Origin of the sequence: Corallococcus sp. CA053C (assembly GCF_003611675.1) — a bacterium.
GTDB lineage: Bacteria > Myxococcota > Myxococcia > Myxococcales > Myxococcaceae > Corallococcus.
This window is the reverse complement of sequence record NZ_RAWA01000221.1, coordinates 1-15,685: the sequence shown is the minus strand read 5'-3', so window position 1 is coordinate 15,685 and position 15,685 is coordinate 1. Positions and strand designations below refer to the sequence as shown.

General features: G+C 71.6%; 14 protein-coding genes. 9 read left to right on the top strand and 5 right to left on the bottom strand.

The window, feature by feature from the left end:
• Positions 1-138 precede the first annotated feature (138 nt).
• From D7V97_RS25950 to D7V97_RS25940, 3 genes are all read left to right on the top strand, one after another.
• Positions 139-600 (top strand): PTS sugar transporter subunit IIA, encoded by a 462-nt coding sequence (locus tag D7V97_RS25950; RefSeq protein WP_120613323.1) that lies wholly within the window; start codon positions 139-141, stop codon positions 598-600.
• A gap of 24 nt (positions 601-624) precedes the next feature.
• Positions 625-1,470 (top strand): hypothetical protein, encoded by an 846-nt coding sequence (locus D7V97_RS25945; RefSeq protein WP_120613322.1) that lies wholly within the window; start codon positions 625-627, stop codon positions 1,468-1,470.
• A 195-nt stretch (positions 1,471-1,665) separates the two neighbouring features.
• Positions 1,666-2,817 (top strand): hypothetical protein, encoded by a 1,152-nt coding sequence (locus tag D7V97_RS25940; protein WP_120613321.1) that lies wholly within the window; start codon positions 1,666-1,668, stop codon positions 2,815-2,817.
• Here the strand turns inward: D7V97_RS25940 and dtd are convergent.
• Genes dtd through D7V97_RS25920 form a run of 4 tightly spaced genes read right to left on the bottom strand, consistent with a single transcriptional unit; the run spans position 2,814 to position 6,637 of the window.
• A complete protein-coding gene (dtd, locus tag D7V97_RS25935; RefSeq protein WP_120613320.1) occupies positions 2,814-3,275 on the bottom strand; it encodes a D-aminoacyl-tRNA deacylase in 462 nt (153 codons plus the stop codon). The two genes, D7V97_RS25940 and dtd, sit on opposite strands and share 4 nt — an antisense overlap.
• 52 nt (positions 3,276-3,327) lie before the next feature.
• A complete protein-coding gene (locus D7V97_RS25930; RefSeq protein WP_120613319.1) occupies positions 3,328-4,164 on the bottom strand; it encodes an ABC transporter permease in 837 nt (278 codons plus the stop codon).
• A complete protein-coding gene (locus D7V97_RS46655; protein WP_120613318.1) occupies positions 4,161-5,063 on the bottom strand; it encodes an ABC transporter permease in 903 nt (300 codons plus the stop codon). Before D7V97_RS46655 ends, D7V97_RS25930 begins: the two co-directional genes overlap by 4 nt.
• Before the next feature lie 8 nt (positions 5,064-5,071).
• Positions 5,072-6,637, bottom strand: coding sequence for an ABC transporter substrate-binding protein (locus D7V97_RS25920; protein ID WP_233583207.1), 1,566 nt, complete (start codon positions 6,635-6,637; stop codon positions 5,072-5,074).
• A gap of 166 nt (positions 6,638-6,803) precedes the next feature.
• Here D7V97_RS25920 and dacB point away from each other — a divergent pair, with 166 nt between their 5' ends.
• Positions 6,804-9,038, top strand: a complete 2,235-nt coding sequence (gene dacB / locus D7V97_RS25915; protein ID WP_120613317.1) for a D-alanyl-D-alanine carboxypeptidase/D-alanyl-D-alanine-endopeptidase — start codon at positions 6,804-6,806, stop codon at positions 9,036-9,038.
• Positions 9,039-9,243: 205 nt separating this feature from the next.
• On the top strand, positions 9,244-9,759 hold the full coding sequence (locus tag D7V97_RS25910) for a single-stranded DNA-binding protein (protein ID WP_120613316.1): 516 nt from the start codon (positions 9,244-9,246) through the stop codon (positions 9,757-9,759).
• 100 nt (positions 9,760-9,859) lie between these two features.
• On the opposite strand, the gene D7V97_RS25905 is transcribed toward D7V97_RS25910, so the two are convergent.
• A complete protein-coding gene (locus D7V97_RS25905) occupies positions 9,860-10,543 on the bottom strand; it encodes a succinate dehydrogenase (protein WP_120613315.1) in 684 nt (227 codons plus the stop codon).
• Between the two features lie 277 nt (positions 10,544-10,820).
• On the opposite strand from D7V97_RS25905, the gene D7V97_RS25900 reads away from it, so the two are divergent.
• The 4 genes from D7V97_RS25900 to D7V97_RS25885 form a co-directional block, all read left to right on the top strand.
• Positions 10,821-11,714 (top strand): Hsp33 family molecular chaperone HslO, encoded by an 894-nt coding sequence (locus tag D7V97_RS25900; protein WP_120613314.1) that lies wholly within the window; start codon positions 10,821-10,823, stop codon positions 11,712-11,714.
• Between the two features lie 175 nt (positions 11,715-11,889).
• Positions 11,890-12,588: a phosphoribosyltransferase gene (locus tag D7V97_RS25895; RefSeq protein ID WP_120613313.1), complete on the top strand. Its 699-nt coding sequence runs from the start codon at positions 11,890-11,892 to the stop codon at positions 12,586-12,588.
• Between the two features lie 33 nt (positions 12,589-12,621).
• Positions 12,622-14,550 carry a selenocysteine-specific translation elongation factor gene (gene selB, locus D7V97_RS25890; RefSeq protein WP_120613312.1) on the top strand — a complete coding sequence of 643 codons (1,929 nt, stop codon included), beginning with the start codon at positions 12,622-12,624 and terminating at the stop codon, positions 14,548-14,550.
• Positions 14,547-15,685: PAS domain-containing protein (locus tag D7V97_RS25885; RefSeq protein ID WP_120613311.1), on the top strand; the 1,139-nt coding region annotated here is incomplete at its 3' end. The genes selB and D7V97_RS25885, both read left to right, overlap by 4 nt.

Here is a 15,685-nt window from a genome sequence, read left to right as displayed (position 1 = left end):
GGAGGGGGACCCGGGGGCTGACGCGCAGTGAGCGAAGCGCCTTGCACCACCCAGGCGACCCTTGCGCGAATCCAGTGCGAGGAGTAATTGCCGGCCGAGGAATCATTGCCGGCCCGGAGCGCCAGTGCGGGAGCGCCATTGAGAATCGCCGATTTCCTCAGCCCCCAAGCAGTCGTCGCGGACATGCAGGCCCGCACGAAGGCGGAAGTGCTGCGCGAGCTGAGTGCCACGCTGGCGCGGGCGCATCCCAGTCTGCGCGAGGATCGGCTGGTGGCGGTGCTCCAGGAGCGCGAGAAGCTGGGCAGCACCGGCATTGGCGAGGGTGTGGCCATCCCCCACGGCAAGCTGGCGGGCATGGACAGCCTCCAGGCGGCCTTCTGCGTGTCGCGCGCGGGGGTGGACTTCGAGGCCATCGACGGCAAGCCCACGCACCTGTTCTTCGCCCTGGTGGCGCCGGAGAACAGCGCGGGCGTGCACCTGAAGGCGCTGGCGCGCATCTCGCGCCTGTTCAAGAACCCGCGCTTCCGGGCGGCCATCCTGGAGGCCCCGACGTCGTCGGACATCCACTCCCTCATCGTCCAGGAAGACGCGCGGCCCTGACGGCCGCACCGGAAGGGCGCCCCCATGGACGTCGTTCTGCGTCCCATCAACGACCGCTTCTTCCATGAGCTGGTGCTGCCCTTCTTCGCGCGCGCCATGGGGGATGCCTCCGGCGCGCTGGAGGTGCTGTCGAACCACCTGGGAGACCCGCAGTCCTTCACCCTCTGCCAGCGGCTGGCCATGTCGGCGCTGCCGGGGGGCGTGGGGTCGGTGGACTCGGACGGGTGGATGGACCTGGTGGACCGGCTCGTGTTCCAGCCCTGGCGCGAGGCGCCCGGTGGCTGGGAGGTGGGTGGGGCGCACGGTGGCTACGCGGACGAGTGGGACGAAGCGCTCAACCTGGCGCTGATGCTGGAGGACCCGGCCTATCCGTACTGGGACGCCAAGGCGGCGCGGGCGGTGCGGGACTCTTTCCGCCTGCGGCCCCCGGGCGAGCAGGGGCTGGCGTCGCTCCTGGCCGGGCAGTGGGACCCCTTCCCGGACTTCCCGCCGGACCGCGTCTTCGTCACGCAGGGCCGGGGCGAGTACGCGGTCCGAGAGCGCTTCGCCTTCGCGGACTGGGCCTGGCGGCCGGCGCGCACGGTGGTGCACTGGCAGGTGAACCTGCCGCGCAAGCTGGAGCGGCTGCTCACGCGGGAGCAGGAGCGCATGAAGCTGCCGGTGCTCCCGGAGCGCGACGAGGTGTTGGGGTACTGGTCGGGCCGGATCGCCCAGCCGCCGCCGCTCTCCGTGCTCTTCTCCGGCCTGGGCCCGAACGCGGCCACGTGGATCCGCGAGCTGGGGGCGCTGACCCTGCACCTGCGCACCGCGGCGCAGACGAAGCAGGGGCTGGCGGCGCTCGTGACCCGAGGCACCAGCGTCCGGTTGTGACGGCCGGGCCTCACGTCACGGGCCTTCGAGGACGCCACGCTGCGCGGAGGCCGATTTTTCGGCCTGGGCGGTGATGCCTGAGGGCCGGAACCGGCTGACGCGGGCTGTCCCACTGTCACCGATGCTTCCGCGTCTTCCCGTGAAGTCGCTTCCCGGCCATGATCCGGCGGTCCACGCCCTTTACGGATCCAGCCCATGCTCCGCCTCTCGCGACGCCCCTCCCAGGTCGGCCCCGCATCCCTCCTCCGTGTGGCGGGGATGTTCCTCGTCGCTGCACCCCTGCTGGCCGGAGGCTGTGCCTCCTCGAAGAAGGCCGCGGAGAGCGCTCCGCCGGTGGAAGCTCCGCGCACGGACCTCGCGTCGCTCTACGGGACGGACGCGGCCTATGCCGTGGGCGTCACGCAGTCGCTGACCTTCGAGGATCCGGTCCGCCACCGCACGCTGAAGCCGCTCGTCTGGTACCCGGTGGCGCCCGGCACGCCGATGGACAACCGCGCGCCCTCGGAGGTGTTCAAGCCCTTCTTCGGCGCGAAGGACGCGCCGCTGTCGGACGCCAAGGCGCGCTGGCCGCTGGTGCTGCTGTCACACGGCAGCGGGGGCTCGGGCATCGACCTGTCCTGGTTCGGCGCGCACCTCGCGGCGCACGGCTTCATCGTCCTGTCCGTGAACCACCCGGGCAACACGTACCAGGACACGAGCCCCCTGGGCTTCGCGCGGGCCTGGGAGCGGCCGAAGGACTTCACGGTCATCCTCGACAATCTCTTGAAGGACCCGACGTGGGGCCCGCGCGTGGATCCGGAGCGCATCGGCGCGTCGGGGTACTCCATGGGCGGCTACACGGCGCTGGCGCTGGTGGGGCTGCGGCTGAATCTGGAATGGATTGAGAAGCGCTGCACGACGCCCGGCACCCGCGAGGAGATTGGCTGCGAGAGCCTGCGCGACGTGGACTACCGCCGCATCGACTTCAAGGAGTCGCGCGCGTCGTACCGGGATCCGCGCGTGAGGTCGGCCTTCGCGATGGCGCCGGGCATGGCCGCCTCCTTCGAAGCCCAGGACACGGCGGACATCCACCAGGAGGTGGGGCTCATCCTCGCGAAGGGGGACGAGCTGATGCCGCACCAGCAGCACGGCCTGCACCTGTCCGGGCTGATGCCTCCAGCGACCACGAGGACGGTGGTGCTGGACGGCGCGGGCCACTTCACCTTCATGCCCGAGTGCCAGCCCAAGGGCTTCGAGGTCATCGCCATGCTGTGCCAGGACGGCGTCGCTGGGACGCGCGCGGCGTCGCAGGCGCGGACGAAGATGGAAGGCGTGGAGTTCTTCCGCCGCACGCTGGACGTGCGCTAGGCCGGAGCGCCGGGCTTCGGAGGGCTCTCCAGCAAGATGGTGACGGGTCCGTCGTTGACGAGCGCGACCTTCATGTCCGCCGCGAAGATGCCGGTGCCCACGGTGAGGCCGCGCTGGCGCAGCGCTTCGCACGCGCGCTCGTAGAGGGCCTTGGCCGCCACCGGCTCCATCGCGTCGATGAAGCTGGGCCGGCGGCCCTTGCGCGCATCACCGTAGAGGGTGAACTGGCTGACGACGATGAGGTGCTTGGAGGTGTCCTCCAGCGACAGGTTCATCTTCCCGTCGGCGTCCTCGAAGATGCGCAGCGTGGCCAGCTTCTCCACCATCCACGCGAGGTCCGCGTCGGTGTCGCCCTTGCCCACGCCCAGCAGCACGAGCAGGCCGGGGCCCATCTCGCTCACGCGCTTCCCGTCCACCGTCACCGACGCTTCCAGCACCCGCTGCACCACGGCCTTCATCGCGCATCACCTCCGTGAAGGCTTCCTGCCAGGGACGCCCGGAGCCTTCAAGTCACCGTCCCTCATGGCGAGGATCCAGCGCGTCGCGCAGCGCATCGCCCAGCAGGTTGAAGCCCAGCACGGTGAGGGCCAGCGCGATGCCGGGGAAGAGGGCCACGTGCGGCGCCACCAGCAGGTATTGGGTCCCCTGATCCACCAGCGCGCCCCACGACGGAGTGCCCGGGGGGACGCCCAGCCCCAGGAAGCTCAGGGACGCCTCCGCGACGATGGCCCCCGGCAGCGCGAACGTCGCCTGCACCAGCAGCGGCCCGGCGGCGTTGGGCAGCACGTGGCGCACGAGGATGCGGCCGGGGCCACTGCCCAGGGCGCGGGCGGCCTGCACGTAGTCGCGCTCGCGCAGCGTGAGCACCTGTCCGCGCGTCAGCCGCGCGTAGCCCGTCCAGCCGGTGAAGGAGAGGGCGAAGACGACGTTGCTGAGGCTGGGCCCGAGCACGGCGGTGATGAACAGCGCCAGCAGGATGCCGGGGAAGGCGAGCAGCACGTCCACCAGCCGCATCAGCGCCTCGTCCACCAGCCCTCCGGCGTACCCCGCGATGCCGCCCAGCGTGATGCCCAGCGCGGCCGACAGCAGGACGGCGAAGAAGGACACCACCAGCGACACGCGCGCGCCGTGGAGCACGTGCGTGAGCACGTCGATGCCGTTCTCCGCCGTGCCCAGCAGGTGCCCCGGCCCCGGGCGCGCCAGTTCGTGCGTGAGGTCGATGGCGTCCGGCGAATGCGGACTGAGCCATGGAGCAAACAGCGCGGTGAACACCCAGACACACGCCACGGCGAGCCCGAATCGGGCACCCCAGGAGTTCAACCGGAAGCGGTGGGCGGCGCCGCTCATGAGCGCCTCCGCACGCGAGGGTCCACCCACGCATAGGCCGCGTCGGTGAGCGTGTTCACGAGCACGTAGCAGAAGGTGAAGAGCAGCACCGTGGCGCGCACGGTGTTGTAGTCGCGCTTCTCGATGGCGGTGAGCAGCAGCGTGCCCATGCCCGGCCACGCGAACACCTTCTCCGTGACGATGGCCCCGCCCAGCAGCGCGCCGAACTCCAGGCCCAGCACCGTCACCAGCGGCAGCAGCGCGTTGCGGAAGGCGTGCTTCCACAGCACCACGCGCGGGGACAGCCCCTTGGCGCGGGCCACGGTGACGTAGTCCTCGCGCAGCGCCTCCAACATCGTCGCGCGAGTCATCCGGGCGAGGAATGCGGCCAGCGCGGTGCCCAGCGTGAACGCGGGCAGCACGAGGTGCCGCCACGACTCCGCGCCCGACACTGGCAGCCAGTCCAGCTTCAGCGCGAAGACGATGATGAGCACCGGGCCCAGCCAGAAGCGGGGCAGGGCGACGCCCGCCACCGACACACCCATCGCCGCCGCGTCCACCGGAGTGCCCCGCCGCGCCGCCGCCATCACGCCCAGCGGCAGTGCCAGCAGCAGCGACACCGCCATCGCCGCCACGGTGAGCAGCAGCGTGTACGGCAGCGCCGCGCCCAGGGCCGGCAGCACCTTGCGCTGGAACGGAGGCAGCGACGTGCGCAGCTCCCCCGTGCCCAGGTCCCGCGCGAAGGTCCAGAGCTGCGCGTACCACGGCAGATCCAACCCCACCGCCCGCCGCAGCGCCGCGCGGTCCACCTGCGTCGCCTGCTCGCCCAGCATCACGTCCACCGGATCTCCGGGCACGAGGTGCAGGAACAGCGACACCAGCAGCAGCGCCCCGACGAGCGCGATGAGCGCCGACACCATGCGGCTCCTCACGGCGCCCCCCCGACTTCCCGCGCCTTCGCCAGCGGCGTGAGCAGGCCGTGCGCGCTGGGCTCGAAGTCCGCGAGCCGCGACGACACCACCGCCACGCTGGCCTCGTGCCAGAGGGGAATCACCGGCAGCACCGCATCCAATTCCTCTTGAGCGCGCGCATACAGCGCCCGCCGCTCCTCGCGAGGCGCCTGTGTCGCCGCGTCCAGGATGCGGTCCAGCACCGGATCCTTCAGAGCGCCCCGGTTGAACCCTCCCCAGTGGTTCTCCGGCCCGGGGATGTTCCCGGAGTGGAACGCGCCGCGCAGCAGGTCCGGCTCCATCACGGCGGCCCACTTCAACGTGAACAGCTCGAAGCGGCCCCGGCGCACGTCCTCGAAGAACGTTCCGAACTCCAGCGCTCGCACCTCCACGGCCACGCCGCCCTGCGCGAGCTGCTCCTTGAGCACCAGCGCCACCGCGCGCCGGAAGCGGTCCGTGCTCGTCTTGAAGGTGAAGCTCAAGCGCGGCCTGCCTCCAGGCCCATCCGGATCCGGATACCCCGCCGCGTCCAGCAGCCGCGCGGCCTCCTGGGGCGAGTACCCGCACGCGGGCGTGGCCGTGAACGCCCAGTGCTCGCGGGGCAGCATGCTGGAGGCGGGCTCGGCCAGTCCGTGCAGCTTGTGCTCCACCAGCGGGCGCACGTCGATGAGATGGCACAGCGCCTGGCGCACGCGCACGTCCGCGAGCGGCCCCTCGCGCAGGTTGAGGCCCACGTAGGTGAAGCCCGTGCCCGGCTTCGTCACCACGCGCAGGTGGGGCGCCTGCCGGAGCGCGGGCAGCACCGCCGGGGACACGGCGTTCACCACCAGGTCCGCCCGGCCCTTGAGCAGCTCCAGCACCCGCGTCGTCTCATCCCGCACCACGCGGAACGTCAGCCGTGAGAGCGCGGGCGTCCCGCCGTGCCAGCCCGGGAAGGGAACGAGCGTCAGGTGCTCCTCGTCCGGCCAGGACTCGAAGCGGAAGGGGCCCGCGCCCACCGGGTGCGTCGCCTGGGCCTCGATGCCCTCAGGGCCGGCTCGCTCCGAGGGGAGGATGGCCGCGGACAGCTCCGCGAGCAGCGGCGCATAGGGGCGCTTCAGGTGGAAGCGCACCGTGCGCGCGTCCACCACCTCCACCCGCTCCAGCGGCTCGTACCGCTCCCGCTTGGGGCTGCCCAGCTTCGGATCCCTCAGGCTGTCGTAGGTGGCCTTCACGTCCTCGGCGGTGAGGGCGGTGCCGTCATGGAAGGTGAGTCCCGGGCGCAGGATGAACTCCACCACGGTGGGGGACACGTCGTGGAACGACTCCGCCAGTTGGGGCACGGGTGCGCTGGCGTCGTTGAAGGTGAGCAGCCCCGGGCTGATGAGCTGCGCCAGCCGCTGTCCATGGGCCGTGAGGGCAAAGCGATCGTCCAGCGTGTCCGGTGGGGCCTCCATCAACACCGTGATGCCGGCAGGAGGCGCTTTTTCGCGGCAGCCGGCGTAGAGCATCAGGGCCAGCGCGGCGAAGAGCACCCGAACGGCGCGGAAGGGGAGGGGAGGCATGGCGTCTGTCACGGGTGGATGTCAGGCGGAGCCTCCATGCTGCGCCAGCAGCCTCTCTGTTTCCAGGAAGCAGGCAGGCGGGCAATGCCCACCGGCATCTCTCCCCCGCCCTTGCCGCCCCTTTCATCCCTTCCGCATAATGGAACGCGATTTCCCCGGAGCGTGCGTGCAGGTTTTTCGAGCCAGACCCTTCTGGGCAGCGACCGCCATTGCCTTGTGGCTTCCGTCCGCCACCCTTGCCGCGTCGCCGTCCTCTGACAAAAAGGCTGAACGCGAGGCGCTGAAGAACGCGCTCGTGCAGGTCATGCAGCGCACCGCGCTCAAGAGCAGCCGCGTCGGCGTGCACATGCAGAGCCTGGACGACGGCACGGTGGTGTTCAGCCACAACGCGGACGAACTGCTCAACCCCGCCTCCAACGTGAAGCTCGTCACGTCCTCCGCCGCGCTCGTCTCGCTGGGGCCGGAGTACCGCTACGAGACGGAGTTCCTCGTCGAGCCGGAGCTGCCCGCGGACGGCAAGGTCAAGACGCTCTACGTGCGCGGCAAGGGCGACCCCACCATCACCACGGAGCGCCTGTACGGCATCACGTCCGAGCTGCTCCACGCCGGCCTGCGCGAGGTGCAGGACATCGTCGTGGACGACTCCTGGTTCGACCCCGAGCGCACCCCGCCCGGCTATGATCAGGAGGACTCCGACCGCGCGTACATGGCGCCCACCGGCGCGGTGAGCCTCAACTGGAACGCGGTGGCCGTCTACGTGCGCTCCGGACCCGGCGGCAAGGCCGTGGTGGACATGGAGCCGCCCAGCGACTTCTTCGTCGTGGACAACACCGTCACCAGCGGCCCCGGCCGCGCGCGGCGCGTGTCCGTGAAGTCCGACGCGTTCGGTGACCGGCAGAAGATCATCGTGAAGGGCCAGGTGCCCGACGAGCGCGGCGCGGTGAGCGTCTGGAAGAAGATCGACAGCCCGCCCCTGTACTTCGGCGGCACGCTCAAGCAGCTGCTCGTCTCGCGCGGCGTGAAGGTGAAGGGCAAGGTGAAGCAGGGCCTGACGCCGTCGCGCGCCCGCGTGGTGCACGTGTCCCAGTCCGACACGTTCGACATCGTCCTCAAGCGCCTCAACAAGCTGTCCAGCAACTTCGTCGCGGAGACGCTCCTCAAGACGATGGGCGCGGAGCTGCGCGGCGCGCCGGGCTCGTTCGCCAAGGGCATCGACGTGGTGGAGGAGTTCCTGGAGCGCGACGTCGCCATCCCGCGCGGCACCTACGTGATGAAGAACGGCAGCGGGCTCAACGACGCCAACCGCTTCTCCACCGCGCAGGTGGACCGCCTCTTGCGCCATATGTACGAGCGCTTCCCGCTGGCCCCGGAGTACCTGTCCTCGCTGGGCATCGCCGGCAAGGACGGCACGCTCAAGTACCGCTTCGACGGCACGGACGCCGTGGGCCGGCTGCGCGCCAAGACGGGCACCCTCGAAGGCGTCTCCGCGCTCAGCGGCTACGTGCAGTCCGCGGGCGGGGAGAAGTTCTCCTTCTCCATCATGGTCAACGACTACGCGGGCCGCGCGGGCCCCGTCGTCGCGGGCATGGACGCCCTGGGCGCGGCGGTGGCCGCCACCGGCTCCACGCTCGGGCCCGGCACCGCCGTCGCCGCCCTCTCCGACGGGACCAAGGCCGTCGCGGGCGCCACCGGCGACGTCGCCAACCGCATCAAGACGTACCTGGAGCTGGGCAAGCAGCGCGACCAACGCAACATCGGCTTCCTGCGCACCGCGTGGCGCAGCGAGCGCGACCCCGCCGTGCGCGCCGTGCTGGCGGAGAGCCTCTACCAGTCCAACCCGCACGACTACCTGGGCACGCGCACACTCCTGGACAGCTACTCCGCGGGCGACGACGTCTACGGACGGCTGCGCCAGGTGGCCCACACGCTGTCGGTGGGCGTGCCCGGCGTCTCCTCCATGGTGGAGCTGGCCGCGGGCGGCAACACGGAGGCCATGGCCCGCGTGATGGAGCTGTGCCGCGCGTCCGCCACCTCCGGGGACGTGGACGCCCAGGGCGAGATGGCCAGCGGCCTGGGAGAAGTGGCCCGCACGGCGCCCCAGGAGCTGGTGACCACGCTGCGCACCTCCAGCCCCGCGGAGCGTGACGCCGCCACCACCCTGCTGGCCCTGGGGCTGGTGAAGAACGGCGACGCGGAGCACCCCTTCTGGAAGGCGCTGCGCAAGCTGGGCACCACGGGCACCGACCCCCAGGTCGTCAGCTTCGCCAAGGGCCTGGACACCACCCTCACCACCAAGTCCGCGGAAGCGCGCGCCCAGAAGTCCCAGCCCGTCCAGGTGGTGGCCCCCGCGTCGGCCAGCCCCGGCGCGCCCACCACCGCGGAGAGCCGCCCCGGCGGGTAGCCGTCCCCTCCCTCCCGTCCAACCCCCTGGAATCCGGGCCTTCCCGCCCGGAGGACAGGCGGGCGTCCGTCCGCGCCTCCCGTGGCCGGTTTCTAGCGGGGGGAATGTCAGTGGTGGATGCTATGGGCTGAAGGGCCTGTCGGGGCGTGTGTCCCCGCGGGTTGTACCTGGCCCTTGGTGGGCCAGGTCTCGGTAGGGAGGAACCATGGCTGGAGGCGTGAACAAGGTCATTCTCATCGGCAATCTCGGCGCGGACCCCGAGGTGCGCTTCACCCCGGGCGGTCAGGCCGTGGCGAACTTCCGCATCGCGACGAGCGAGAGCTGGAACGACAAGAACGGCCAGAAGCAGGAGCGCACCGAGTGGCACCGCATCGTCGTCTGGGGAAAGCTCGCGGAGCTCTGCGGCGAGTACCTCAAGAAGGGACGGCAGTGCTTCGTCGAAGGTCGTCTGCAGACGCGTGAGTGGATGGATAAGGAGAACAAGAAGAACTACACCACCGAGGTCGTCGCCACCTCCGTGACCTTCCTCGGCGGCCGTGACGCCGGTGAGGGCTACAGCGGCGGCGCGAGTGCCGGGGGTGGTGGTGGACGCCGTTCCCAGGGCACCGGCGCGCCCTCGCGCGGCGGGGACGACTACGGTCAGCCGTCTCCGCCCATGGGCATGGACGACGGCATGGGCGGTGGCAGCCCTGGCGGCGCGGACGAAGACATCCCGTTCTGACGTCCTGGGCCTGACGCCCCCCTGAAAAGCGAACCGGCCGCTCCTGGAAGTCAGGGGCGGCCGGTCGTGTTTTCAGAGGCTGGAGAACCGCGGGCCTGCTTCAGCCGACGTCCATCGACTCCGGGCTGAAGGCCGCGCCCGCCGTGTAGAGGGCGTAGATGGTGCCCCAGGCCATGGCGAGCAGGACGAGGAAGATGACGATGGAGACCGGCTCGAAGCGGCGCATGGAGCGGTCGCTGGCGAAGATGCCCCAGCCCATGGCGAAGGTCTGCAGGCCGTTGGCCAGGTGGTACGCGGTGCCCAGCGTGCCCAGCAGGTAGACCATCAGCGTGGGGCCGTGGTGGTGCATCTCCCGCGCGATGTCGGCGAACGGCTCCGGGCCACCCTCCATCAGGCGCGGGTGCAGGAAGGCCAGCCAGATGTGGGCGCCGAGGAACGCGAGCACGCCCAGGCCCGCCACGCGCTGCACCAGGTACTTCAGGTTGCCGTAGTTGTTGTAGGCCTTGTTGTTGGGCTTGAAGCTGAAGATGCGCACCACGCCCCAGGCGGTGTGGATGAGCAGCGGCAGCATCACGATGAGGAACGTGAACGCCTGGGCGAAGGGGTTCGCGTACTGCGTCACCGACGCCTGCCAGGCCGCCGCGCCGTTGAAGGCGGACAGGTTGTCCCACAGATGGTTGATGACCCAGATGCTCAGGGGCACCACGGCGAGGAACGAACCCAGCCGCGACTTCAGCAGGGGCGTCCGGTCGGTGATGGCTTCGGCGGTGGCTTGGGTGCTCATCGAGTCTCCAGCGCGGACACGCGAAGGGTGGGGTGTGGAACCCCGCGCGTGCCCAAGTCAGGGCCAGGTGATGACGGCCAGGGGGCGGTTTATAGCCGTTCCGCCGCGCGGGCTGGATTTCTTCCGCACCCATGCGTGCCAGCCGGGGAACACCGACTCATAAGCCCTGGCGATGCCAGCCCCCTGTCCCGGCTGCTGGCCGCCGGGCGGGCGGCCCATCCCCGGCCCTCTTCCGTTGGCGGGCGCGACCGGGTGGGGCACGCTAACAACCACCCTTATGCCCGATGAGCTTGTCAGTGGATTGTTGAAGGCGTCGGACCTGCGGCTGATGCTGGCCACCACCAGCGTCCTGTCCCGCCAGGCCCGCGCCGCGCACCAGAGCATGCCCGCCTCCGCGGCCCTCCTGTCCCAGGGCCTCACCGCCGCGGCCCTCATGGGCGCGCTCCGCAAGGGGACGGACTCTCGCATCAACCTGCAGCTGGAGTGTGACGGCCCCCTGCGCGGCCTCTTCGTGGACGGCGACGCGAACGGCGTCGTGCGCGGCTATGTGAAGAACACGCTGGTGGAGTACGTGGGGACCGAAGGCAGCTACCACTGGCGCCCCGTGCTGGGGAACCACGGCTTCCTCTCCGTGCTGCGCGACCAGGGCGGCGGCGAGTACTACCGCTCGTCCGTGGAGCTGGAGCACTTCGACCTGGTGGCGGACCTGGAGCGCTACTTCCACCAGTCGGATCAGGTGCCCTCCCACCTGCTCATGACCCAGCTTCCCGGCGAGGTGGACGGAAAGCCGGACGCCCTCGCCACCGTCGTGGGCCTGCTCGTGCAGCCCCTGCCCAACGGGGACCGCGACGCCTTCCGCGCGCTGGGGCCCCGCCTGCGGGCGCAGTTCGAGACGGCGGTGCGAGCGCACGCGCAGGACGGGGCGCTGACGCTGCTGCGCTCGCTCGTGCCGGAGGCGGACCTGGAGGTGATGTCGCGCTACCCGCTGCGCTTCACCTGTTCGTGCAGCCGCGACCGCGTGAAGCTCGCGCTGCTCGCCATGGGCCGCGAGGAGCTGCAGGACCTGCTGGACAAGGAAGGCCAGGCGGAGGCGACGTGCCAGTTCTGCACGACGCGCTATGTCATCCCCGGCGTGGAAATCCAGCAGATGCTCACCGAAGGCAGCGTCTGAAGCCGTCCGGCCGGGACGGTGCCCGAGCGCCGTCCTGGCTGAAGACAGACATCCTCCGGGGCCAAAGAATGTTGCGCTGCTTCACACCCTCCGAGGAAGCAGGCGCGGCGATTGTGGCGAGGGCGTGAAGCCCGGGATATGACAGGCCCGCCGCACCTCACCCGGAGCTCTCGCCGTGGCCACCAAGCGGGCAGCGCCTGGGCCGAAGTCCCAGGACCAGCGCAACCCTTCCCCGAAGTCGCCCATCCCGTCCGCCGCCCAGAAGCAGGACGCGGAGAAGCTCGTCTCCATCCCCAACGACCTGGTGCTCGCGCCCCAGGTGGAAGCCCCGCGCCAACCCACGGGCCGCGACCAGTCCCGCCAGAAGTCCAACGGGGTGGTGGAGCTGTCGTGGGCGGAGTTCGACCGTGCCGTGCAGAAGCTGGCGCGCACCATCCGCCAGTCCTGGGAGCCGCAGGCCGTGGTGGGCGTGGCCCATGGCGGCGTGTACGTGGGCGGGGCGCTCGCGGGCGCGCTCGGCTGCGAGTTCTTCCCCGTGCGCATCAGCCGTCGCAGCCGCGACAAGGTGGAGCGCACGAAGAACCGCGCCCAGCAGCAGGTGAGCGAGGAGATGCCCCCGGAGCTCAAGGGCCGCCGCGTGCTCATCGTGGACGACATCGCGTCCAGCGGGGACACGCTGGGGCTGGCGACGGCGCTCGCGCGCAAGATGGGCGCGAAGGAGATCAAGACGGCGTGCCTCGTGGCGCGGCCGGAGGGCTTCACGCCGGACCACGCGGGCATGTCCACCGACGCGCTCTTCGTCTTCCCGTGGGACTACGAGCCCGTGATGGCCGAGGCGCACTTCGACGACGATCCCGACAAGGCCGGGGCCTAGGCTCCCGGGCAGCACCGGGATGCTGAAGCGGCGATGATCATCGGGACGGCGGGGCACATCGACCACGGCAAGACGTCCCTGGTGAAGGCGCTGACCGGCATCGACACCGACCGGCTCCCGGAGGAGAAGCGCCGGGGCATCACGCTGGAGCTGGGCTTCGCCCACCTGTCCCTGGGCGACGGACAGGTGGCGGGCGTGGTGGACGTGCCCGGCCACGAGCGCTTCGTGAAGGCCATGGCCGCGGGCGCGGGCGGCGTGGACCTGGCGGTGCTGGTGGTGGCCGCCGACGAGGGCGTCATGCCCCAGACGCGCGAGCACCTGGACATCTGCCGGCTGCTCGGCGTGAAGGCCGGCGTCGTCGCGCTCACCAAGTCGGACCTGCTCGAAGCGCTGGGCGATGACTGGCGCGCGCTGGTGGAGGCGGACCTCGCCGCGCTCACCACGGGCACCTTCCTGGAGGGCGCGCCCGTGGTGCCGGTCTCGTCGAGGACGGGCGCCGGCCTGGGAGATTTGAAGATGGCGCTCGCCCGCGCGGGCACCACGCTGCCGGAGCGCCCCGCGGAGGGGCCCGCGTTCCTGCCGGTGGACCGAGCCTTCAGCATCAAGGGCTTCGGCACGGTGGTGACGGGCACGCTGCTGTCCGGCACCCTGGCGGCGGACGACGCCGTGGCGCTCCTGCCCGCGCAGCCGGGAGGCAGGTCCGGTCCCTTCCGCGTCCGGGGCGTGCAGGTGCACGGCCAGCCGGTGGCGCGCGTGGAAGCCGGGCAGCGCGCGGCGGTGAACGTGACGGGCGTGGAGACGGAGGACGTGCACCGGGGCATGGTGCTCACGCGCGCGGGCGAGCTGCCGGAGACGTCCATGCTGGACGTGGAGCTGACGCTGCTGCCCGCGGCCGAAGCGCCGCTCGCGAAGCGCCGCAAGCTGCTCCTGCACCTGGGCACCGCGCAGGTGGAGGCCACGGTGGCGCTGCTGGATCTGGACACGCTGGCCCCCGGGGAGACGGCGCTCGCGCAGCTGCGGCTCCAGTCGCCCGTGGGCGCGCTCGTGGGGCAGCGCTTCATCCTGCGGGGCTCGCGCGCGCTGCCGGGCCGGGGCGCCACGGTGGCGGGAGGGCGCGTGCTGTCCATCACCCCGCCGCGCCGTCGTCGGGGCGCGTCCGCGGTGGTGCGCCCGCTCCTGGAGGCGGACGCGGCCGGGCAGGTCGCGTGGCTGCTGCGACAGGCGGGCTACGCGGGGCTGACGCAGACGGAGCTGTTCGGCCGCTCGGGGCTGGGGCCCAAGGTGCTGGCGCGCACGCTGGAGCTGCTGGGCGCGAAGGGCCAGGTGCTGCTGGTGGACCGCGAGAAGCGGCTCTATGTCTCGCACGATGTGTTCGAGGGCCTGCGTCAGCGGTCGCTCGCGCTGCTCGCCACGTTCCACGAGCGCGAACCGATGCGCGAGGGCCTGTCGCGCGAGGAGCTCCGCCAGCGGCTCTCCGCGCAGCTGGATGCCCGCCTGTTCCAGCGCGTGGTGCAGGCGCTGGTGGATGCGGGGAAGGTGGAGTCGGAGAAGGACGTGGTGCGCCTCAAGGGCCGGGGCCGCACGCTCACGCTGGGGGACGAGGCCGCGCGCACACGCCTGGCAGCAGAGCTGTCCGCAGCGGGCCTGGCGCCCCCCACCGTCACCGAGCTGGCGCGCAAGCTGGGGCTGCCCCCGGAGAAGCTCCAGGAGCTGTTGAAGGTCCTGGTGGCACAGGGGACGGGCGTGCGGGTGAGCGAGGAGCTGTGCTTCGACGCGAACGCGCTTTTGGCCCTGCGCGAGCGGCTGGTGGCCTACCTTCGGGAGCAGAAGGAGATCACCACCCAGGGCTTCAAGGACCTGGTGGGCCAGAGCCGCAAGTTCATCATCCCCTTGTCGGAGTACTTCGACCGGGAGAAGGTGACGCTCCGGGTGGGTGACAAACGGGTGCTGCGTCGCGGATGAGTCCCAAGACCTACAGCCAGCGGGACCTGCGGGCCCTCGTGGAGCCCTTCTCCAACCCCGTGCTGGTGTTGGACGGTCGCGGCCACGTCTGGGTGGCCAACGACGCGTACGCGCGGCTCCTGGGCCTGTCCCGCGAGGAGGTGGAGGGCCACTCCTTCCTGGACTTCGTGCAGGCGGAGGAGCGCAGCCGGCTGGCGGAGCGCTACCAACGGCTGGCCACGGGCTCACCGCTGGACGGGCGCACGCAGCTCTACCGGGTGACGAGCCTCCAGGGGCGGATGAGCGAAGTGGCCGTGCAGGCCACGGAGCTGCGGCTGGAAGGTGGCGGCTACGGCCTGCTCCTCAACTGCCTCCTCCAGGCGCACCGGCCGCTGGAGCTGGCGGTGGCGGAGGGGCTGGTGGACACCTCTGCGGGGCTCGTGTCGGCGCGCTCGGAGGAGGCGGTGCGGCGCGTGGCGCTGGCGGGCCTGGAGCGCGCGGGCTTCCGGGCGCGGCTGCTGCGCTGGGAGGGCACGCGGCTGGTGGTGCGCGACGGCGTGCCCCCGCCCGCGGACGCGCACCTGGCGCTGGAGGCGCTGTCGGACGGGCGTCCGGTGTTCGGCGGCGCGGACCAGGCGGAGCCCACGCACGCGTACCTGCCGGTGGGCGGGCCGCAGGCGGAGGTGCTGTGGGTGGCGGGGCCCTGGGTGGCGCCCCGGCACGGCTCGGTGCTGACGCTGTTCGCGAAGGTGGTGGGCGCCGCGCTCGCGGACTCGCACCTCCAGGCGGATGGTGCGCGCAGCCGCTGGGAGGTGGAGGCGGTGGCGGAGATGGCGCGCTTCGTGGCGCAGCCGGTGCCCCCGCCGCCGGAGACGTTCCTCGCCCGGGTGGCGGACCTGCTCAACGCGCGCGCGGTGGCGCTGCACGTCGTCCCGGAGCCCGGCCAGCCGCCACGGCTCTTCGTGCACGTGGGGCTGGAGGAGGGCAGTCGGGAGGGCGTGGACCCGGAGCGCCTCACCGGCGTGCTGCTGGGCGTGTCGCTCCGGGAGGAGGGCGGCGTGCTGTCCTCCGAGGCCCAGGGCCGCGCGCTGGAGTCGCTGTCCGGGGGCCGCTTCGGCTGTGGCACGGCGGCCCGGATCACGTGGGGCTGGGCGGG